This window comes from Komagataeibacter medellinensis NBRC 3288 (assembly GCF_000182745.2).
Taxonomy (GTDB): domain Bacteria; phylum Pseudomonadota; class Alphaproteobacteria; order Acetobacterales; family Acetobacteraceae; genus Komagataeibacter; species Komagataeibacter medellinensis.
In genome coordinates, this window is record NC_016027.1 from 1,686,196 (window position 1) to 1,706,838 (window position 20,643).

The following is a 20,643-nucleotide window of genomic DNA, read 5'->3' on the forward strand; positions in this document are numbered from 1 at the left end:
GAGAGGCCGCATCAACGCCTTATCTTCAAAACAACTCTCTGCGTTGCTTCACCGTGTCCGAAGCTCTGGTCGCAAAGCCCAGTGCCACCAGGCTGGTATTGAGCAGCAGACCGATAAAACCGACATTCATGTTTTCCACTGACACATCGAAAAATGCAAGACCGATCGCCAGCACTTCACCTGCAAGAAAACCGGCCGTGACAAAACCGGTTGAGACATTCAGTCCGAGGCCTATGCACATCATTGCGGGAAACAGCTGAACGACCCCCAAATAATAAACCGTTGTCAGCACCGGCATGAGTGCTGAAAAGCGCATGGCCGTATAAACGCAAAAGACCAGATACAGCGTGATCACGACCTTGGCGCAGTTTTTCTGCCGCATGTCGGGAAGCCCATGCATCAGGTTACGCGAAACCAGCGAACCGATACACAGGCACACACCAGCCAGCACGACAAGACCGGACAGGGCACAGGCCGCAGTCACAAGGCCAAACCCCCAGGCAGGCAGAAGGGCCATGGCAACATCAATAAAAACCGTATTTTTTCCGCTCAGGGGCAGGTTTACGGCGCTGGCATAAAGCGCGCAGAGCAGCAGGAGCGGGAACATCAACATATAAAGCGGCATGAGGATCTGGTTACGCCGGACAATACTGGCTGACCTTGCCGTAAAAACGAAAGGGATGGTCTGCGGTGCGACACAGAAGCCGAGGGCCTGTATAAGGATGGTGGTTATCGTATGCATGTTATCGCGCTGCGTAGCCAGCGGCATAGCGCGACTGGCCTGAACAAGGGCATGCCATGAAGAATGGTACAGGACGGCAATACTGATGAATACAATGGCAAGAATAACGATACTGTCCTTGATCGCAGATACAAACGCCGGTGCACGGACACCAGAAAGAGCCAGCCATGAAAAGGTCAGCACCGCGCAGCCACCGGCAATGACTGATGGGGAAAAAGGCCAGTGAAATTCACCGATTGTGGCGATCAGACCCGCCATCTGGAGTTCACCAAGCGGCAACAGGAAAAGGATGGCGCTCAGGGTAACGGCAACTTCAAGAAAACGGCTTGAGAAGTAGCTCCTGAACAGATCGGCAAATGTCAGCGCATTCTCACGCCTGCCCGCCTTCCAGATCAGGGGATTGAGGAAATACCCCACAGGGTAGGCCAGAACAATGTAACCTAGGAACCAGCCGACAAAGGGTATGCCCTCATGCCAGGCGGCAGCCGGAAACCCCATGATACTGCCAATGCTGTAGGTCTCCCCCACGGTCAGCAGAAAAACCAGGAGCCCGCCAAACTGGCCAGATGCGGCAAAGAAGTCCTGAGTGTTCTGGTGGGCATGGTTACGCCGCGACAGGAGCGCCACAAAAAAGGACAGTGCGATAATGGCAATAAAAACCGCCGAAGCCATCCACATGTCAGTCATCCTTATCCTGCCGGTCCGATTTTTCCATTTTCCATGCCACTGCCATGCACAGGGATGTAAGTGGAAGACATGCAAACAGCCAGGCCAGGGCAGCGGGAATGCCCGCGATGGCAAGATGGCTTGAGGAAAGCCAGGGAAGTGGCCCCAGCACAGCCAGAAATGGAAGGACAAGGCCCACTGCAAGGCAGGAACGTGCTGACATTGTGAATCATATCCTTTCCTTTTTTACAAAACGGTACAAGCGTGCACACAATTACAATAAGAACATTTCATCAGAATTCCGTTTTTCAAATCATTCATGATGGTATTAAGCATCGGTCCTGTTCTTATAATCCTGCAGCGATGCTGGACTATCCTACATGGTCCCCTACCGTGTTAAATATCGTATTCTTGTGCGCACCCTGCCTCATAAAATGTTATAGACAGGAATAAACCGATATCGTAACATTTAAATATGTACCCAACCCAACAAAATGATGGCGGTTGGCAGACGGGCCCTCATCTCCTGTACCAATAAGAGATGCCAACACCTTTGAACCCCTACCCCTTACAACGACGCATGCTCTCACCCTTGCGCGTAATTATCCCATCGCTGGGTGGAGCCGAACTGCATATCGTTTATGGTTGCGGGACAGTAACGCCAACCCTTCTCGACAGCCGGACATGACGCTCGACGCTGGAAAGCGGTCTCCGCGCCAAATAGGATAAATGCACGCGCAAGCAGGGCCAAATCTGAATATCGCTGGGACACCTACTGGGCCTGCGCATGTCACACCAGCCAGTCGAAACTGATCGCGCCGAGCACAAATGCCTCGTCGCCGCCATTCAGGCGGCGACGGAGGTGAGCATTGAACCGGCTTATGCTGATTACGCTCATACAGGCGAAAAGCCTGCCGAAGCGGCATGGACGCTGGGGGCATTCTGGAGGTTGCCAGATTGACCGAAGCCAGACATGGTTTCATCCTGCTACCGCGCCGATGAGTATTTAAATATTTCGCGCTTTATGATTCAAAACCAGAAATTATTACTGAAATCTCTGTCGAATTTTTCATGCGCAGGAATATATTTATACTTCATCAGGCTACTTAATACCCACCAAAGGCTATCCATCCTGAACTTAAGATGGCTGTTCAACCCGAAACCGGGCGGTTGCGGTATCACACATGTAAGCCTGCATCGGCGTAGTCGGGTTCCGGGCCAGTTCATCGACTGAACGGATAATGAAATCCGCCTTGTCATCACTCATCAACGCACAGAAATTCAGGCGCGTCCAACCCGGTTTCCTGATTTCATCACCATTCAGGATAGCCTGACGCAGGGTATCGGAATGCTTCCTGCTGATAGCAAGCAGATTATGGGCATAGGGGCCAGCGCAGGCACATCCGCCACGGGCCTGGATTCCATACAGGTCGGATAGCATGCGGGTAAACAGTTGCTGGTGCACCATATTGCCGGCCCCGTCCGTATGCACGCGGAAAGAAAATATAGGCAAATAGCGCTGTGCCCGGGCATTACCCACGATTTCGATATGCGGGTTCTGCCGCCAGACCTGCTCCGCACGGGTGCGCAGGGCATGGTGGCGCGCATCCAGCCAGTGCTCACCCATCGCATCCTTGACAAGAAAGGCCAGCGCCGCACGGATATTGCCAATGACGTTCGGCGTGCCCGCTTCTTCCCGGCTTTCAAGGCTGGTGGCATAATCATGCCCCCAGGGTGAGACAAACCGTACCGTACCACCACCGGTAAGGACCGGTCGCGTGCGTGCAACCACCGCATCGCGTACAATCATGATACCCGATGCTGCTGGCCCCCCCACGAATTTATGCGCCGAGATAACAACAGCGTCCTTCTCATACACCGTACCCGCCCGCATGCTGATGGGCAGATAGGGGCCGCCACCCGCGTAATCCCATACCGCCAGCGCACCATGGGATTTGAGCACCTTTGTGACCGCATCCACATCTGTAATAATGCCCGTTACGTTGGATGCGGCCGAGAAGGCGCCAATCCGCAGGCGCGCGGGATCGGTTTCGGCCAGCGCCCTGTCAAGTTGCTCCAGGTCCGGACCACCACAGGCAGCCTCACCAATGGTAATGACCTCTGCCCCGCTTTCGCGCCATGGCAGGATGTTGGAATGATGTTCATACGGGCCGATAAATACCACAGGTCGCCTGCTGGCTTCCACAGCTTCCGGTACCCCCAGCAAATGCACCAGTCGGTTAAGCCCCTCTGTGGCGCCTGAACCGCAGAACACGGTGGAAAACCCCTCTCCCGCGCCGCACAGCCGGGCAATATGCGCACGCGCTGCCTGGCGTATGCGGGTCATGTAACTGCCGCAGAAAGAAGCTTCGGTATGGGAGTTGGCATAATAGGGGAGCACACGCGCCAGCACAAAATCCTCAATCTGCTTTAGCGCCCGGCCCGATGCAACATAATCAGCATAGACAAGGGGCTTTACACCAAATGGGCCAGGAATGGGCGCGCCTTCCCCAATCAGTCCCTGACAGAGGCTGTCACGGCCACCGATCCGCAGACCTGCCTCAAAATCCGTAAAAAACGTCTCATCCATCTGCGTTGCCTATCCCTCAAAAAAAGACATTACAGAAAAAGTTTAATTGGATTTAAGGCAATATTTTTTCCTATTTTATCCTATGAATCATGGATTATGTTGTCATATGATCCGTTATGGATAAGAAGTTTGATGCTTTTGATCGTGCCATCCTCCGCACCCTACAAAAGGATGCTGGCCTGTCGCAGCGCGAACTGGCCGCCCATGTCGGGCTGTCACAAAATGCATGCTGGCGGCGGCTTAACGCCCTGCGGGCAGCGGGGCTGGCGGGCAAGCACACCCTGCGACTTGACCCGGTCAAGCTAGGTCTGGGACTTACGGTTTTTGTCATGATCCGTACGCGCAGCCATTCGCATGAGTGGCTGGAGCGATTTCACAAGGCCGTCAATGACATTCCCAATGTAATCGATTTCTACCGCATTGCGGGTGACTACGATTACATGCTGAAAATCCTGACACAGGACATGGAAACATTCGACCAGATATATCGCACGCTCATAAGCCGCGTCGATCTGGATACCGTCACATCCTGTATTGCAATGGAAACCATTGCCGCCAACCGTGACCTACCGATCTGAACGGCGCATATGTCAGGTCTGGCTTGCATATCATGCCACCAGGCGCCACGGCATATGAAAGATATCCCTGCCATACCAGATCCGGCATCCACACCGAGCTTCTGACTGATCACTCTGCAATCCATAGTCCACGAAGCGCCTGCATGCCCTGAATAACCAGATGATGGCACGACCATCACCCAGTTCCACCTGGTACCAACGGCTATCCCCTTTGACCTTTATGCGCCCATTTTCTGAGGCCAATGAACCGGATGGTTTTGGGGAACACGACTAGATTGTTCCACGCGTTACAGTCTGATGTCCTCAAAGAAAATTATAAAACGAAAAAGCTTCTGATTTCCTATTTCTTCAGAATGTCACGCTGCTATGCAGCCCGAAAATTGCCTCGTCATGCACACGCTGGCCCCTACTGTCGAGGACACCGCCACTGGGCGACACGATACCCTGAACATCGGGCTGAAGCATGAACCATGGCGTGACCTGCACCTGATAGGTCAGTTCCAGATGATACTCGGTCCCCTGCGCAGGCTGGCCGGAACGTCGGTCTGCCTGGGCCAGATAGGGACTGGCCGCTCCCAGCCCGGCCCCAAGACCCAGGATATCACCTTCACGTCGAAAAGGTCCCTTCAGGGCCATACCTCCATCAACCGCATAGACAATCTGGTTACGGTCGGTCTCCGCTGTCCAGTTTCCCCGGATAAAAGCGTCAAGTTCTGTCACCCTTCCGAAATGTTGAAGAGTCTGATCAGCCACGCCATAAACTGCCCAGTTGGTTTTATGGTTTCTTTTGAAATCGGACTGATCAGGAAACCGCCCGGTATCAAAATAGCCGCCGAATTTGTAAGTACCCGTTCTTCCCGATATGTTCTTACGGTATTGGACCTCACCAAAAAAAAGCGCACCTGTATTGAAATTGAACCGTGTTCCGGCAGGATCGCAGTTCTGGTTCCACGGATCACTTACATTGATGAAGGGAGCGCCGACAGGATTGTCGTCGGCGGCCGCAAACAGAAAATTCCATTGTGGTGACAGGGTATAGCGGAACCGTATCGCTGGCGTGGTCACAGGTGATACCGGTCCCTGATCATACAGGTCATTATCAGGCATGATGGGCCATGAAAAAGAGGCATTCAGGAAACTCAGCCCAACACTGCTGACCATGAAATCGTGCCCGAGGTCCAGCTTGCCAATCCGAAACGCCAGCCGTTCGCCCAAGAATTTCTGGCTGTACCACAGTTCATACAGTCGCCCGTTATCATCCGCCTCGATATTCGAGGTCTGGTTAAAAACATACAGGGGCGTGTTACTGAATGGTCGCCCACGGATTTCCATGGCGCTAATGTCAAATGTACCCAACGGCAGGCCTGTCAACATGTGCAGATCCGTCACCATTTCAACGGCCGTGGAACCGATATAGTTATTTGATGCCTGCGCCCCCCCCACAGGGTCGGACCATAATTCGTTCGTATCGGATATGCGGATATCAATTCCCCGTTTCAACAACCAGTCCCGCAATCCGCCCCAACTCCCGGAAAGATAGGCATGCGGGTCGATATGATCGGGAATATTCTGTTGCGGGGTAACACCTGCGCTTAATACGCTGACGGGAACGGTCTGGGCATATGAGACAGGAACCATGGCCCATAAGGTCATTATATAGGATAATAACCAAAGGTGCTTTAGTCTCCATATGCATGCCCCTTCACTGGAACATATCCTTGCAATGTAAATCAAAAACGAAATCATTTTTCATAATGAACTAGTAATTTATTATTATTAATTCAATATATATATGATGCCAAGAGAAATAATACAACCACTTCTTATTCTATCTGCCTGTCGGGTTGGGCATTTCTAGGCTTAGAACCCCGAAGCCAACCCGGTTTATGCAGCCTGAAGCCGCGCCATTCTTTTGCAATTATATGCGCGTGCAAAGAGGGTGCCTTCAGTTGTGACTTCTGCAAGGCCGCGCAGGCTGAATCTTCTGAAGCCCATGATGCTTTTGATAATTCCGAAGACCGGCTCGACTGTCTGTTTGCGTAGTCGGTAAATATCTCCGGCTTCTGTGGTTTCCAGTCTTTCCTTCATGGTGAGCCGCCAGAGTTTGGTTATCCGGCGTGGCTCTTTTGCTTCGGGATGTAAGCAGAAATCGTAAGGTCTGCGGGCACAGGGCTGTCCGATGGCAACCAGCGGATCGATGCCTTTTTTCGCAGGTCCCAGACGGCCTGCCCGCTGGCGTAACCGGTATCGGCGCGCACTGTCTTTAGGAGACCGATCATGTTTCCCATCGACAGCACGGTGCTGACACAGGACGGCGCATCGGCATCGATTGTCGTGCCGTCGGTCGACACCATACCCAGGCGTAACGGGCCTGTCCCGCGCGCGCCAGAAGCAGGACCTGCGCAAATGCAGCTTCTATGGCGGCCCGGTTCGTCCACCGGAAAGTGGCAATCGTATCATGATCCGGATGCAGGTTCGCCGCCACGAAGCGCACCCCGATGTCGCGATATGTCGCCCGCTCGATCCGGCGTGAGGAAAAAGTCCTGTTCGCATAGATGAAGATCAGGAAGGCCAGCATCAGGCGCGGATGATACTGCGCCTTGCCTCCCGTGCGCACTGGCACGTAGAACGCATTCATCGGAACCCGCTCAACGGCTGCGACAATGAAATGCGCCATATCATCAGCCGGAAGCCACAACTTCAGATCAGGCGGCAGAAGATATGGCTGAGACCGGTCAAACGAGATGAAGCTGCTCATCTTACAACCTTAGCCCTTCCCAACCCGACAGGCTGCCAAGACGTGCCATGAGTTAGACCCGGATCCGGGATTGTCGCATTGATCAGTCCAGAAACGACAAAAGCCACCTTACGGTGGCTTTTTCGTATCCGACTTGTTTTCTTTTGAAAACCTGGAGCGGGCGATGGGATTCGAACCCACGACCCCAACCTTGGCAAGGTTGTGCTCTACCCCTGAGCTACGCCCGCGCTCCGTGTCGGTGAAGCGGTGTTTACGACAAAGCCTGTGGGCACGCAAGAGGGAAAAATGATTTTCTTCGAAGTTTTTTTCCTCTCCTTACCAAATGGTTGCGGCTATGGCCGACAATCCCAATCTAGTATGTCACAATGAATGCAAACCGGTCGTCATGGGCATCAAGGCGGGCACATGCTCCCATGCCCCTGCAGGCCGCCAGACCGACAGGAATACGACCAGATGGACTACATTATCGGCCAGCCCCCACGGCATGACAGTTCCCGTCCGGCAGATGCTGCTACGGCTCCAGCGGCGGGCGGCAAGCCGGACCCGGTCATGGATGGCACGCAGAACACCTTCATGCGTGATGTGGTGGAAGCCAGCCGCGACATGCCGGTTCTGGTCGATTTTTGGGCCACATGGTGCAACCCGTGCAAGCAGCTTACCCCGGTGCTGGAAAAGGTGGTGCGGGCGGCAGGTGGGCGTGTGCGGCTGGTCAAGGTGGATGTGGACGCCAACCGTGCCCTGGCCCAGCAACTGACTCAGATCGGCCTGCCGCTGCAGTCTGTTCCCCTTGTAGCCGCCTTCTGGCAGGGGCAGATCCTTGACCTGTTTCAGGGCGCCAAGCCCGAGAGCGAAATCCGCCGCTTTATCGAAAACGTAATGAAAGCCGCAAGCGGCGGCACGCTGCCCGCCGCCGACCTGGTCGAGGCCGCCCGCGCCGAAATGACGCAAGGCCATGCCGAGGCCGCTGCCGCCCTGTTCTCGCAGGTGCTGGAAATCGAGCCCGAAAACCCTGCCGCATGGGGCGGGCTTGCCCGTGCCCTGATCGAGATGGGCGATGAGGAAGGAGCGGAAACCGCACTCAATGATGCCCCCGCCGCGATTGCGGGCCATGCCGAGATCACGGGTGCCAGGGCGGCGCTCGAACTCAAACGCGAAGGTCGCAAGGCGGCGGAGGAAGCGGAAGAGATCCGTGCCCGGATCAATGCCAACCCCAAGGATTATGCCGCCCGTTTCGAGCTATCTGCCGCCCTGAATGCGGCTGGCAAGCGGGCGGAAGCAGCCGATGAACTGCTGACCATCATGAAGGCGGACCGACAGTGGAATGATGACGCCGCCCGCAAGCAGCTGATCCGCCTGTTTGAAGCCTGGGGCCAGACCGACCCCGATACCCTTGCCGCCCGGCGACGCATGTCCTCGCTGCTGTTTTCGTGACGCAGCATGATGCAAGGGGGAGCGTCATCATCCATGATGATATCCCCCGCAACATTCCGCAAATAGGGGACATGACCCTGGCGGACTTCCCGGCGGAACTTGGCCTGTTCCCGCTTGATGAAGCTCTGCTACTGCCCCAGGGGCGGCTGCCGCTCAACGTGTTCGAGCCGCGCTATATCGCGCTGGTGGAGGATGCCCTGGCGACCAATCGCTTGATCGGTATGATCCAGCCCCGCCCGCTGGAAGGAATGGACACCAGCACCCTGTCTGACGCCGACGAGCCCGGCATGGATGATGGCTACAGCACGACGCCACCCTTATATGGCATAGGCTGTATCGGTCGGATTACCGCCATGACGGAACGTGAGGATGGCACCTACGCCATCACCCTGACCGGCATCGCGCGTTTCCGCCTGCTGCGCGAGACGGGACTGCGCCGGGGCTACCGGGTGGCGCGGATCGATGCGTCATCCTTCGTGTCCGACCTGACGGATAGCGAGGACGACATTCCCTTCGACCGTGAGGGCCTGCTCAACGCGCTGCATGATTTCTGCGAAGCACAGGGGGTCAGCACCCAGTGGGATGCCCTGCGCCAGATGGATGACGCGGCGCTGCTTGTCACCCTGCCCATGATCTGCCCCTTTGGCACGGCACCACGCCAGCTCATGCTGGAGGCGCCTACCCCCGCCGCGCGCGCGCAGATTCTGCGCAACCTGCTGGACGGGACTGGACATGGACCGGGTGAGGGTGCATCCCCCTTCTGACCGCTTTCCTCTTTCCAATCGCAACTTCCGCATGGGATATGCCACGATGACCGAAAAGCCGACCGCTCCCCCACTCGACCCCCGGCTGCTGTCCATTCTTGTCTGCCCCGTGACCAAGGGGCCGCTGGTCTATGACCGTGAAGCGGGTGAACTGATCAGCAAGCGTGCTGGGCTGGCCTTTCCGGTGCGCGACGGCATTCCCATCATGCTGCCCGACGAAGCCCGCCATATCGAGGCATAAGGCCTGCCCACAAGGTTTTCAGGTGAAACGTAAAGAAGTTTTTGGTGAAGCTTTTTTCAAAAAGCTTCAAAGAACGCCGCCTTTTTGAAAAAAGGCGGCAATCAAGAACTTTTATCATTATTTATCAATTGTTTATTAAAGTAATCTTCCGGCGGCGGCACCGGCATGTTATCGATCAGCCGCACATCGCCCAGCCACGCCGCCACCAGCAGGCGCGTGGGCGTGCCGGGTAACAGGGCAGAAAGAGGCGCCAGGTCTGCCTCCGCACGCAGTTCGATATAGTCAACCGGCGCAAATCCCGCATCGGCCAACTGCTCGGCAGCACTGCCCAAAGCCGCCGCCACCTCCGTCCCCATCGCAATGTCACGCGCACAGGCCGCCAGCACGCGGGGCAACACGGCAGCAGCCTGCCGGGCCATAGGCGTAAGCCGCCGGTTGCGCGAGGACCGGGCCAGCCCGTCCGCCTCACGCCGTGTGGGACAGGCCACGATTTCGATGGGCAGGTCAAGGTCGGCCACCATGCGGCGGATGACCTGCACCTGCTGGAAATCCTTCTCGCCAAAAAAAGCGCAGTCCGCCAGCGTCTGCATGAACAGCTTGCACACCACCGTGGTCACGCCATCAAAATGCCCCGGTCGCGCCCCGCCACATAGCCCTGCGGCAGCACCGGCCACGGCAATGCGTGTGGCAAAGCCGGGCGGATACATTTCGACAGCCGTAGGCGCATACAGCACATCCACCCCAGTGCTGGCCAGCAGACGGGCATCTTGCCCCAGCGTGCGGGGATAAGTTTCCAGATCACCGACGTTGTCAAACTGCATGGGATTGACGAAAACAGTGGCAATGACACGGTCCATCCGCGCGCGCGCCGCCTGCACCAGCGACAGGTGCCCCTCATGCAGCGCGCCCATGGTCGGCACCACGCCCACCCGGGCCCCGTCGCGTTTCCATGCCCGCACGCATGCGCGCAGTCCGGCTACGGTGCTGATTGTCTCCATCGGCGTCATCCCTTCCACGGTTCGCCCCTGCGGGGCACGGGGCCGGAATGACTTATCACCTTCGTGCCCTCGTGTGTGAAGGCAGTGGCACACACGGGCAGTTCACGTATTGGCGTGGTGAAGGCATGGCTTTTCTGCTATGGGGGCAGTTGCGTTGTGCAGGAGGTTTTTTTGGCCCGTTTTCTTCCCGTCCTTGGTCTCTGTGCCATCATGCTGTCACTGGCCGCCTGCGCCACCAACACGCCGGGATCGGTCAAGGACCGTTCGACATGGGCACGCTGGGGCTATGCCGAAGGGCTGAAGAACGTCGCCTCCCACTGACTGACAGCAGCACCCCATCGTTACGCAGAGCCTGCTGACCGCCCCGCCTTCCCCTGAACGACAGGATGCCGGCCTGCCCGGCTGTTTGAGTGCATGACCAATATTTCCGAACCCGCATGGTTTCCCATTGCGCTGCGACTGGACGGTGTCCGGGTGCTGGTGGTGGGGGGGGGCATGATTGCCGCAAACAAGGTACGCCTGCTGCTGGCCCACCGCGCGCGGGTCGAGATCATTGCGGAACGGCTGGACGAGGAAATGCGGGCATGGGAGGAAGACGGCGCGATCACCCACATCGCCACCAGCGCCGATGAACCCACCCTGCGCGCCACCCTGCCTGGCTGCAGGCTGGTCTATGCCGCAACCGATGACCGTGCGGTAAACCGCAGTGTGGCGAAACTGGCGCACGGAATGAACATTCCGGTCTGCGCGGTGGATGACCCGCAGCCTTCCACCTTCATCACACCGGCACAGGTCCATCGCGGTCTGGTGCGCATTGCCATCTCGACCGGGGGGGCGGCTCCCGTGCTGGCGCGCCGCCTGCGCGAACAGGTGGAAAGCTCCATACCCGAAGGCACCGGCACGCTGGCCGTGTTCATGCAGCAGCAGCGCGAGCATGTCGGTGCCCACTGTCCCGACATATCGCGGCGGCGGCAGGTATGGGAAACCTTTCTGGACGGCACGGGCGCGCAGGCCGCGCGCGCGGGCGACACCACACGCGCACGCGCCATACTTGATGACATCCTGGCCAGCACCACACCGCGTGGCGAGGTCTGGCTGGTGGGCGCCGGGCCGGGCGACCCGGACCTTCTGACCCTGCGCGCGCTGCACATGATGCAGAATGCCGACTGCGTGCTGTATGACCAGCTCCTCTCCCCCGGTCTGCTGGACCGGGTGCGCCGGGATGCGGAACTAGTGTTCGTGGGCAAGCGACGCAACAAACACACCATGCCGCAGGAAGATATCAATGCCGAACTGGTGCGCCGCGCGCAGGCGGGCCAGCGCGTGCTCAGGCTCAAGGGTGGCGACCCGTTCGTATTCGGGCGGGGCGGAGAGGAGATAGAGGCGTTGCTGGAAGCCGCCATTCCCTTCCAGGTCGTGCCGGGCATTACTGCGGCCAATGGATGTGCTGCCTATGCGGGCATTCCGCTCACCCACCGCGACTGTGCACAGGCCTGCCTATTCGTGACCGGCCATGCCCGCGCCGATGGCACGCTGCACCTGCCATGGGACAGCATGGCGCGCGCGGGCCAGACGGTGGTGATCTACATGGGCGTATCCGCCCTGCCCGCCCTGTGCGCGCAACTGATGGAACACGGCCTGCCGCCTGACTGGCCCGCCGCCATTGTGGAACGTGGCACCCGACCCGACCAGCGTGTCGTGACCGGCACGCTGGGCACGCTGGCGGCACAGGCCCGTGCGGCAGACATAGGCAGTCCTGCCCTGATCTTTGTAGGAGAGGTGGTGCGCCACCGCGTGATCTCGCCAGCCTGAACACAGATCAGCGTGAATACGGACCAGTATGGACACAGGGTAGTACGGCGAAAAACGACCGTACATGATTTGTTATGAATAGGCGGCTATTTCCAGTGTATTGAGCGCCACAAACCCACCACACGGTCAGGGAGGCCATGGCAGGGATACAGGCCAGTTACAGGCAGCGCATCCACGACAGGGCGCGCGCGCTCCTGCCATGGGTGGACAGGCTGCCACCGGGATGGGTCGGGTTCAGCCTGCGTACCTGGTGCGCGCTGGTGCTCGGACTAACCACTGCCTTCTGGCTGCAACTCGACAACCCGCTGCTGGTGGGGGTTACGGTCATGATCCTGGCGCAGCCCCTGCGTGGGCAGGCGCTTTCCAAAGCGTTCTACCGGCTGCTGGGCACGCTGGTGGGCATGGGCGTATCCATCGTGCTGGTGGCGGTATGGAACCAGCAGCGCGGCCCGTTCCTGGGCGGGGTGGCGCTGTGGCTTGCGGCCTGTGCGTTCGTGGGGTCGCTGGAGCGTGACTTCCGCTCCTACGCCGCCCTGCTGTCGGGCTATACCGTGGCACTGGTGGCGGTAAACTGCATCGACGCACCCCAGAACGTCTTCAATATTGCCATATCACGCGCCTCCGCCATCACGCTGGGGGTATTTTCAGTAGCCGTGATCAATATCCTGTCCGGCTCGCCCGAAGCATGGCGGGGCCTGGCGGACGGACTGAAACAGCTGACCCGTCCCATCAGCGAGACCGCGCGCGCGGCGCTGCAGCATGGGTATGACAGGGGCGCCCAGGCAGACATCCGGCTGGGTGCGCGCGTACTGGCCCTGACCACACGCCTATCCTATGCCCGCACGGAACTCGAACGCGGTGGCATGCGGGCCAATGGCGCACGGCTGGCCATGACGTGCATGCTAAGCGTGCTGGACTGCGCGCACGGTCTGGGCCGCCATACCAGCCATGACAGCATTGCCCCCGTAGTGGCAGACGCCATTGCCTGCATCGCACGCCGCACCGACCTGCGCACCGACCAGGCGGGGTTCACCCTTCATATCCTTGATGCAATCCGCGCCACCCAGTCCGGCCATGTACCCAGCCATGAGGAAGCCTTCGCCATTGAACGCGCGGCCTGCATGCTCAGCGCGCGCACGCAACTGCACGTGGGGCAGGACATGCTGGCGGAAGGCACGGGCGCTGCCGAACACGGCACGACTGTCAACATTGCCATCCAGCCCAATTACGTCCTAGCGTTCATTGGCGCGCTGCGGGTACTGATCGGCTTTTCCTTCGCGGCGGGTGTGTGCGTGGTGACCGGGCTGCCGGGGGCGACGGTTGCCCTGGCCCAGACCGCCCTGACCCTGACCCTGGCGGCCACCAATGTGGATACCGCGCGTTTTGGCATGGGGGCTGTCATCGGCATGCCGTGCAGCGTGCTGGCGGCGGGGATGCTGAACTTCTTCGTGCTGCTCCATGGCGCGGACATGCCCTTCCTTGCACTCACACTCCTGCCGCAGACCTTCATTGCCTGCCTTTTGCTCATGCGCCCGTCCACGGCAGCTATTGGATTCAATTACGGAGTGTTTTTCTTCGCCATACTAGGGCTGGACAACCACCAGAGCTACAACCCGACGGAATTCCTCAACCGTAACATCTTCTACCTGCTAGCGGCCCTACTGGCCTTCATTACTCTTGTGCTGCTGTTCCCACCCTCGGCGCGCAGGCAGCGGTTCTGGATGGGGGCCACCATCGTGCGCGCGCTGGAACGCCAGATGGCTGGACGCGGCCAGACCGATGGCCCGACCCGCCTGACCCGCGCCTATGATCGACTGGCCCAGATGCAGTTCTGGACCGACCGCCTGCCCGCCGCCGCCTGCCATGCCCGGCAGATGGAAAGCTTTGCCACGTTTACCGAACTGGAAGGCGCGCTGGCGCGTGCACGCCTGTATGCGCGGCAGGCGCAGAAAAGCCCCCTGCTGCGCCCGGCGGCCGAACGGGCGCAGCGCGCGCTGGTGCTGCGCGCGCCATGGGACGTGATCGCGCCACTACAGCAGGCAATGGCCGCCGTGCCAGCCCCCACCGCACACCTGCCACCACAGACACAGGTCGCGGCGGTCAACCTGCTGGCGGGGCTGAACGCGGTGCTACGGGCATGGCAGGTTGCCGAAGCGCCACTGCGGCATTACGGCATCATCCAGAGACGGAAGGCGACGTGATGCGACAGGTCGTGGATGTGGAAGGCGTACTGGTTTCCGCCTTTGTCATGAATCTCGGGCTGGCGCTGTGTACGCTGCTCGTGCTGCGTACCGTGCTGTCATGGTGCAACCTGTGGCGGTTCGTGTGGAACCCGCCGCTGGCACAGTTCGGCCTGCTGATCTGCCTTGTTGGCCTGTACACCCTGCTCCTGTGAAAGAATCCTGACGTGTTCGCATACGCAAACCGCCTTGTGCGTCTGGCCATTACCCTGACCATCCTGCTGGTTGCCGCCATTGTAGCCATTATATTGTGGGATTATTACACCGCCTCGCCCTGGACCCGTAACGGGCAGGTCCGGGCACAGGTTGCCAATATCGCCCCGCGCATTTCCGGTCAGATCAACGACGTGCGGGTGCACGACAACCAGTTCGTGCACAAAGGAGATGTGCTGTACATAATCGATCCGTTCGATTTCCGCGTGAAGGTGGATATCGCAACCGCAGCGGTCAACGAACGCCGCGCGGACCTGGAGTTCAGGACATCACAGTACGAACGGCGGCAGAATATCTCAGGCGTTGCGGTATCGGGCGAGGAAAAGCAGCAGTTTGAGGCCGTGGCCCAGCAGGCGGAAGCCCAGTATGCCGGGGCACTGGCCGATCTCAGGCAGGCGCGCATCAACCTTGAACGCACCGAGGTACGCAGTTCGATCAACGGCTATGTCACCAACCTGACCATGCGCGCAGGCGATTACGCCAATGCGGGACAGGTGAACATCCAGATCATCGATGCGGATTCATACTGGGTGGATGGTTATTTCGAGGAAACGAAGATCCATTCCATTACCGAGGGCGAACCCGTGCGGCTGGACCTGATGGGTTTCCATGAACCACTGTTTGGCCATGTGGAAAGCATTACCCGCGGCATTGCCAGCAACAACGCCGCAACCTCCATACAGGGCCTACCGGCGGTAGACCCGGTCTATACATGGGTACGGCTGGCGCAGCGCATTCCCGTACGCGTGCATATAGACAACGTGCCGAAGGGCCTGGTCCTCGCCGCTGGCATGACCGCAACCGTGACCGTGGTGTCCGAAGCAGGCAACCGCCGCCATATGTCCGTGCGCGATGCACTGCACCATGTGGGCGATGACCTGCAGCATATTGCAGGCCACCAGTAACCTCGCACATCCGCTGACCTTATCCACAGATTCGGGGGACGAATGTCCGGGCAACCCTGTGGATAGAAACAGCAGGAACCGGGGATAAGGTGCATGTTTTCCCCGACTCGTTAAGAGTCGTATGAATTTTTTCTGATAAGCGGGGTGCCCCACTCATCATCGCCAGACAGGGGCCGTCACCGTGCCTTCAGGCGCGGGCTGGTGCGTGCCCACCGTGCTGGGTACGGCCAGTCGGTGCGCCCGATAAAGCAGGCCATGGCCCAGTTTTTCAATCAGTATGCCACGGCGCTGCATCCGCTCATGACTCAGGGCATACCCGATCTCACGCACGATCTGACCACGCAGAACCTGCATCCACCCACGCAGGGCCAGTTTCTTCCGCGTCATGCCGCGCGCTCCCGTTCACCACCAAGATAGTTATTATGTTCATGGCAGATAGGCTTTATATGCATAACATTCAAGGCTGGATGCATGGCTTTGAAAGTTATTTTTATTTAATCCCTGTCATGACATGCGGCCCCGGTTGCCCATCCGGGTCACAGGCATGGCGCATCCATGATCACAATGGTCCAAATCAGTCCGCCATGGGGGATATCTTGCGTTACCTGTTCCTGTCCTGCGCCCTTGCCTGCGCGCTCTTCATCCAGCCCGCCACGGCCCAGACCCCGCCATCACAGGTTATCAGCACCCTGTTTGCGGACAAGCTGACCATGATGGACCTGGGTCTGATCCGCGCCGAGCGCGCCATGCAGCATGAAATTGACAGCCTGCCCGACAGCTATGACAGCGACATGATGCCGGTTGCCGATTTCGACCCCCGACGCAACAGCATCCTGGTGGGGATCTGGTACCAGAACCATGACAGCTTCACCCGCCCGCAATGCGACAAGTTGCTTGATACGGTCCGGAAGTCTTTTGGCAACCAGCCAACCACCATTATCGCCTCATGGTTCCGCCACCACGGCTATACGTCACTGCGCGATGCGGGGCAGTTCTATACGGGGCTGCGCAACATCATCTGGCTAGTGGTGACCGACGGCAGCAGGGCATGCTCCTATTCCATGGCCAACGGACAGACGACCACGAACGGGTTCTGAAAAGGCCGTCGCCCTATTCCTGACCCGTCCTGGCCTGCCAGAAACTACGCTGCAATTCGGCGGCTTCCTCCTCCAGCAGCGGGCCGATGACCTCAACACAGCGCTGGCCTGCGGCAAATACCGTCCGGCATGGCAGGTCGAGTGTCGGGTTTTCGGGGTGGTCGCCGGTCATTTCCTTCAGGCTGTGCTCGCTCTGGCCAAACACGACGCGGCCGATCCCTACCCAGTACACCGCGCCTGCACACATCGCACAGGGTTCGGCTGAAGTGTACATCGTGCACCCCGCCAGGACAGAAGGCGCAAAACGCTTCGAGGCCCGTGTGGCCAGCAGGCGTTCCGCATGGGCGGTCATGTCACCGCCTTCCGCCGTAAAGCCATTGCCCTGCTCCAGCACCACCTGCCCTTCAGCATCGACTAGGATGCAGCCAAAGGGGTGATCACCACCGCGCCGCGCGCGCTCAGCCACGCCAAAGGCATGGCGCAGGAAGTGTGCATGATCAAGGTCGGGCAGGCCAGTTGGTTTGCTCATCAGGACATATCCATCAAGGGGGTCACGCCTTTTTATATGTGCCGCCCGGACCATTCTTTTTCAAACACGAATGACAGGTGGCTCATGCAGGCAGGGGATGTGCGATCGCTTCGCGGGCGGATTCCATTTCCCCATCAAGGGCAGCCACGATATCGCACGTGTCATACGGACCCTCAAAACGCACGGCTGCCAGTTCGGCCCGGATCGTGGCCAGATAGCACAGGTACTGCTGGAGTTGGCGAACATGATGGGCAACCCAAGGAGGCTCATCGGATGCGAATCGGGCATCAATATCGGCTGGCGTGCAGCCATCGGGCAGATAGGGATCTTGCATGGGGATCTCCGTTTGTGCAGAAAAGATACACAAATATCTAGCAGGCACCGATTCATCTAACAGATCGGTTTAATTTCCTTGCTGTATGTATATTTTTTTTACACATTGTGTGTATGAAAATGCACACTCAATCACACACGTATCATCCACGCCCCGCCGCACCCGTCCGCCACGACTGGACTGGAGCACCATCGCGCCCTCTGTCACCCAACTACATCAGCAGGGCTGCTCCACCCGCGAGACGGCCCGCAAGCTGGGCCTGAACATCAAAACGCTGGAAGCCCACCTGCGCCGCCACCGCATCCGCCATGCCATTCCCATGGACCGGCCTGACCAGGTCCGCCGCAACTGCCTGAACTGCGAAAGCGCCTTCGTGGCCGATGGCCGCTTTCTGCGGTTGTGCCCGGAGTGCCGGGCCATGTTCAGCTAAAGGACCTCACATTCCCGTGTAAAGGGAACCGTCCCACCTGCCCCGCTGTTTCAACCACAGTCTTCCAGAACAGGATTTTCGGAACATGGGCACACCCAACAATTCCAACACGCCATCATCAGACCCGACCCATTTCCAGTTCCGCATTGCCCTGCATCACAACCGCGTGGTCACGCCACCCGCCCCAGTCGCCCCTACATGGCGCAACCTGCGCTCGATCGCCCTGCTTGGTCTGGCGCTGGCCGTGGCGGGCACCGGCCTGAGCGCATGCAAGCGCCATCATGAGACAGCAGGTGAAAAACTGGATCATTTTGGTGACAAGATGCAGGACACCTTTGACCCGCCAAAAGGGCCGGGCGAAAAGGCGGGACGCACGATCGACCGTACGCTGCATGACAATTAAGGCAACGGGTCAGAAGAACTGAACGTGTATTTCCAAAATACCATTAATGAACAATGATGGCATGCCCCGGGTGTCGCCTTTTCCTGGAAAGGCGACCTTCTCTTATACTTCCTTACAATTCCAGAATTCTACCTGAACTGCATTGCCAGCATGCATGGCAATCAGGGCATAAGACCTGTGCCGATCGCGTCAAATGACAGATCCATGACGGGATAGTCCTGCCAGTCCCTGAAATCGAAATGCCACCATTCCTCAGCCAGCGCCAGAAAACCACTGGCCTGCATGATGCTGGACAGCAGGTCACGCATCTTACGCGCCTGCACAGTGCCACCCGCATAACCTGTATGGGCACGCGCGGTCATTTCATCAAAGCCGGACGGCATGGGTACAACCCGCCGGGTCGCCAGATCCCACAATGTCAGGTCCACCGCGCACCCCCGGTTATGGCGCGAACCCTGCGCGGGGTCCCCTACAAAATCATGCAGGCTGTCGGGCACGGCATGGCGGAACAGCGCGCTGACATGCCACGGCCGGTAGGCATCATAAACCAGCAGGCCACAACCATGCTGGGCCGCGCGTTCGCGCGCCTGTGACAGGGCAATGGCCGCCGGGCGCTGCAGGAACGCCCGCGCTGATGGATAAACAGGAAAACCAAGGAAATTACGCGCCGTGGCATAACGGATATCAAGCGCCAAAGCCGGATCGAACCGGGCCAGATCAACCAGATCAGGTGCGCGGTGCGCGGGCGGGAATGCAGGCATGCACAGGTCCGCCACCCTCGCCCCCAACACAACCGGGGAAGCGCGCAGGGGCACGCGAAACGTGTCATCCCCCGTATCAGCCAGCAGGCCAGACAAGGGGCCTGTCCCATCCGTCATGCCACGATCCCGCCCATCAAACGCCGTGCAATCGTAAGGAAGTTTTTGGTGAAGCTTTTTAGAAAAGGTGTCCTCCAAAAGCTTTTGTTATCTTTTGTCAGTAACCTGTTTTAAAAGCGTCTCAGGCTGGCGGGGTGTAGGACTGGACATCCTCCACCGTGTGGCTGAGCAGGATCTTGCCGCCATCAGTGGACTGCACCCATGAGAGGGGAATGTTGAACGTACTCTCTGCCGGGCCATCCACTGTGATCTGGATCGTGCCATCGGCATTGACTGCCGTAAGCGTACCCATACGACCCGAACCGGCTGCAATCACGTCCTGGCCCAGCATGGCCTGCGTTACATCTGTCATGAATTACCTTCTTTCATCCGGCATGGTGATCTGCCTGTGCGCCAGCGCAATGCCAGATCATGGTGCGCGTTGGCGCACAGCGTGCAATCCGCCCCCAGGCCAACTCGCCCGTGGCCCGTGCGCGACCCGGCGGAGGGACGGCATACATGTCGTGCACAACACATGACACCGGCGCAGGTTGCCCGGTTCAGTTCACGCCAAACTGCTTGCGCTGGGACATGACGTGACTCAGTCGCTCATTATAGCTGTGATAGGTGCCCTTGGGCACGCAGCCCATTTCTTCAAGATCCTCAAGCTTGACGCTGTCATTGAGCCAGGAATTGACATCGTTGAAATTGATCTTCTGCGGCACGTCGCGCCCGCTGAACACCACGGGGTCATCCTGCCCCTGCACATAGCCGAATTTCATGTGCGTGCTCCCTGCTGGCGCATCTTTAGCAGCCATCTCGCCACACACCACCGATGCCCCGTCCACGCCATGCACCGCCACATTGCGGAACACCATCGCTCCGGGTTCGGGCTGGGTGGCAGCGACATGGTGCTCGGCTTCAGCCACGATGGCCGGTACGTCCCCCTGATGCGCCGCATGCGCCGCATGCGTCATACCCGCTGAACCAAGGCATAGGGATACGCCCAGTATGATTACGCTCTTCATGCTTGTACCCACCCTATCTTTCATATC

At 58.6% G+C, this 20,643-nt stretch carries 25 protein-coding genes, 1 tRNA gene and 1 pseudogene; 13 read left to right on the plus strand and 14 right to left on the minus strand.

Annotated elements, in window-relative coordinates; all coding sequences use genetic code 11:
• Positions 1-25: 25 nt before the first annotated feature.
• Both GLX_RS07685 and GLX_RS07690 read right to left on the minus strand, forming a co-directional pair.
• Entirely contained in the window at positions 26-1,429 is a 1,404-nt protein-coding gene (locus tag GLX_RS07685) for a sodium:solute symporter family protein (protein ID WP_193360637.1), read from the minus strand.
• Positions 1,422-1,631 carry a DUF3311 domain-containing protein gene (locus GLX_RS07690; RefSeq protein ID WP_014105418.1) on the minus strand — a complete coding sequence of 70 codons (210 nt, stop codon included), beginning with the start codon at positions 1,629-1,631 and terminating at the stop codon, positions 1,422-1,424. The genes GLX_RS07685 and GLX_RS07690 overlap by 8 nt, the downstream gene beginning before the upstream one ends.
• Before the next feature lie 564 nt (positions 1,632-2,195).
• Between GLX_RS07690 and GLX_RS18950 the strand changes: the two genes are divergently transcribed.
• Entirely contained in the window at positions 2,196-2,369 is a 174-nt protein-coding gene (locus tag GLX_RS18950; RefSeq protein ID WP_014105419.1) for a hypothetical protein, read from the plus strand.
• 177 nt (positions 2,370-2,546) lie between these two features.
• Here GLX_RS18950 and GLX_RS07695 read toward each other — a convergent pair whose 3' ends face one another.
• The gene (locus GLX_RS07695; RefSeq protein WP_014105420.1) at positions 2,547-3,998 is read right to left on the minus strand and encodes an aminotransferase class V-fold PLP-dependent enzyme; all 1,452 of its coding nucleotides are present in this window, start codon (positions 3,996-3,998) and stop codon (positions 2,547-2,549) included.
• 116 nt (positions 3,999-4,114) lie between these two features.
• Between GLX_RS07695 and GLX_RS07700 the strand changes: the two genes are divergently transcribed.
• Entirely contained in the window at positions 4,115-4,576 is a 462-nt protein-coding gene (locus GLX_RS07700) for an Lrp/AsnC family transcriptional regulator (RefSeq protein WP_014105421.1), read from the plus strand.
• Between the two features lie 348 nt (positions 4,577-4,924).
• On the opposite strand, the gene GLX_RS07705 is transcribed toward GLX_RS07700, so the two are convergent.
• From GLX_RS07705 to GLX_RS07720, 4 genes and pseudogenes are all read right to left on the minus strand, one after another.
• Complete coding sequence (locus GLX_RS07705; RefSeq protein WP_041247267.1) at positions 4,925-6,214, minus strand: carbohydrate porin; 1,290 nt, start codon at positions 6,212-6,214, stop codon at positions 4,925-4,927.
• Between the two features lie 246 nt (positions 6,215-6,460).
• Positions 6,461-6,664: pseudogene (locus GLX_RS18955) on the minus strand (transposase); the annotation flags it as partial.
• Positions 6,665-6,851: 187 nt separating this feature from the next.
• Positions 6,852-7,334, minus strand: coding sequence for a transposase (locus GLX_RS18960; RefSeq protein ID WP_014105424.1), 483 nt, complete (start codon positions 7,332-7,334; stop codon positions 6,852-6,854).
• Between the two features lie 152 nt (positions 7,335-7,486).
• A tRNA-Gly gene (locus GLX_RS07720) sits at positions 7,487-7,561 on the minus strand.
• A gap of 226 nt (positions 7,562-7,787) precedes the next feature.
• On the opposite strand from GLX_RS07720, the gene GLX_RS07725 reads away from it, so the two are divergent.
• Genes GLX_RS07725 through GLX_RS07735 form a run of 3 tightly spaced genes read left to right on the plus strand, consistent with a single transcriptional unit; the run spans position 7,788 to position 9,770 of the window.
• Positions 7,788-8,765: a tetratricopeptide repeat protein gene (locus GLX_RS07725; RefSeq protein WP_041247268.1), complete on the plus strand. Its 978-nt coding sequence runs from the start codon at positions 7,788-7,790 to the stop codon at positions 8,763-8,765.
• Positions 8,762-9,529: an LON peptidase substrate-binding domain-containing protein gene (locus tag GLX_RS07730; protein WP_014105426.1), complete on the plus strand. Its 768-nt coding sequence runs from the start codon at positions 8,762-8,764 to the stop codon at positions 9,527-9,529. Before GLX_RS07725 ends, GLX_RS07730 begins: the two co-directional genes overlap by 4 nt.
• Positions 9,530-9,575: 46 nt before the next feature.
• The gene (locus GLX_RS07735) at positions 9,576-9,770 is read left to right on the plus strand and encodes a Trm112 family protein (RefSeq protein ID WP_034931738.1); all 195 of its coding nucleotides are present in this window, start codon (positions 9,576-9,578) and stop codon (positions 9,768-9,770) included.
• Between the two features lie 101 nt (positions 9,771-9,871).
• Here GLX_RS07735 and panC read toward each other — a convergent pair whose 3' ends face one another.
• Positions 9,872-10,768, minus strand: coding sequence for a pantoate--beta-alanine ligase (panC, locus tag GLX_RS07740; RefSeq protein WP_050856160.1), 897 nt, complete (start codon positions 10,766-10,768; stop codon positions 9,872-9,874).
• A gap of 171 nt (positions 10,769-10,939) precedes the next feature.
• On the opposite strand from panC, the gene GLX_RS18585 reads away from it, so the two are divergent.
• From GLX_RS18585 to GLX_RS07765, 5 genes are all read left to right on the plus strand, one after another.
• The gene (locus GLX_RS18585; RefSeq protein ID WP_167537195.1) at positions 10,940-11,089 is read left to right on the plus strand and encodes a hypothetical protein; all 150 of its coding nucleotides are present in this window, start codon (positions 10,940-10,942) and stop codon (positions 11,087-11,089) included.
• Positions 11,090-11,182: 93 nt separating this feature from the next.
• On the plus strand, positions 11,183-12,580 hold the full coding sequence (cysG, locus tag GLX_RS07750) for a siroheme synthase CysG (protein WP_014105429.1): 1,398 nt from the start codon (positions 11,183-11,185) through the stop codon (positions 12,578-12,580).
• Positions 12,581-12,717: 137 nt separating this feature from the next.
• The gene (locus GLX_RS07755) at positions 12,718-14,781 is read left to right on the plus strand and encodes an FUSC family protein (protein ID WP_014105430.1); all 2,064 of its coding nucleotides are present in this window, start codon (positions 12,718-12,720) and stop codon (positions 14,779-14,781) included.
• A complete protein-coding gene (locus GLX_RS07760) occupies positions 14,781-14,975 on the plus strand; it encodes a DUF1656 domain-containing protein (protein ID WP_014105431.1) in 195 nt (64 codons plus the stop codon). Before GLX_RS07755 ends, GLX_RS07760 begins: the two co-directional genes overlap by 1 nt.
• A 12-nt stretch (positions 14,976-14,987) precedes the next feature.
• Positions 14,988-15,938: an efflux RND transporter periplasmic adaptor subunit gene (locus GLX_RS07765; protein ID WP_014105432.1), complete on the plus strand. Its 951-nt coding sequence runs from the start codon at positions 14,988-14,990 to the stop codon at positions 15,936-15,938.
• 156 nt (positions 15,939-16,094) lie between these two features.
• Here the strand turns inward: GLX_RS07765 and GLX_RS07770 are convergent, their stop codons facing one another.
• A complete protein-coding gene (locus GLX_RS07770; RefSeq protein WP_014105433.1) occupies positions 16,095-16,325 on the minus strand; it encodes a hypothetical protein in 231 nt (76 codons plus the stop codon).
• A gap of 197 nt (positions 16,326-16,522) precedes the next feature.
• Between GLX_RS07770 and GLX_RS07775 the strand changes: the two genes are divergently transcribed.
• The gene (locus GLX_RS07775; RefSeq protein WP_041247715.1) at positions 16,523-17,035 is read left to right on the plus strand and encodes a hypothetical protein; all 513 of its coding nucleotides are present in this window, start codon (positions 16,523-16,525) and stop codon (positions 17,033-17,035) included.
• 13 nt (positions 17,036-17,048) lie between these two features.
• Here GLX_RS07775 and GLX_RS07780 read toward each other — a convergent pair whose 3' ends face one another.
• Positions 17,049-17,564, minus strand: coding sequence for a nucleoside deaminase (locus tag GLX_RS07780; RefSeq protein WP_050856161.1), 516 nt, complete (start codon positions 17,562-17,564; stop codon positions 17,049-17,051).
• Between the two features lie 82 nt (positions 17,565-17,646).
• Positions 17,647-17,898: a hypothetical protein gene (locus tag GLX_RS07785; protein WP_014105436.1), complete on the minus strand. Its 252-nt coding sequence runs from the start codon at positions 17,896-17,898 to the stop codon at positions 17,647-17,649.
• 91 nt (positions 17,899-17,989) lie between these two features.
• On the opposite strand from GLX_RS07785, the gene GLX_RS07790 reads away from it, so the two are divergent.
• Both GLX_RS07790 and GLX_RS18965 read left to right on the plus strand, forming a co-directional pair.
• The gene (locus GLX_RS07790) at positions 17,990-18,328 is read left to right on the plus strand and encodes a helix-turn-helix transcriptional regulator (protein WP_407927265.1); all 339 of its coding nucleotides are present in this window, start codon (positions 17,990-17,992) and stop codon (positions 18,326-18,328) included.
• 85 nt (positions 18,329-18,413) lie between these two features.
• Positions 18,414-18,731, plus strand: a complete 318-nt coding sequence (locus GLX_RS18965; protein ID WP_014105438.1) for a hypothetical protein — start codon at positions 18,414-18,416, stop codon at positions 18,729-18,731.
• 161 nt (positions 18,732-18,892) lie between these two features.
• Here the strand turns inward: GLX_RS18965 and GLX_RS07800 are convergent, their stop codons facing one another.
• From GLX_RS07800 to GLX_RS07810, 3 genes are all read right to left on the minus strand, one after another.
• Positions 18,893-19,609 (minus strand): M15 family metallopeptidase, encoded by a 717-nt coding sequence (locus GLX_RS07800; protein ID WP_014105439.1) that lies wholly within the window; start codon positions 19,607-19,609, stop codon positions 18,893-18,895.
• Between the two features lie 121 nt (positions 19,610-19,730).
• On the minus strand, positions 19,731-19,961 hold the full coding sequence (locus GLX_RS07805; protein ID WP_014105440.1) for a DUF2171 domain-containing protein: 231 nt from the start codon (positions 19,959-19,961) through the stop codon (positions 19,731-19,733).
• A 187-nt stretch (positions 19,962-20,148) separates the two neighbouring features.
• Positions 20,149-20,616, minus strand: coding sequence for a hypothetical protein (locus GLX_RS07810; protein WP_231850300.1), 468 nt, complete (start codon positions 20,614-20,616; stop codon positions 20,149-20,151).
• Between the last annotated feature and the right edge of the window lie 27 nt (positions 20,617-20,643).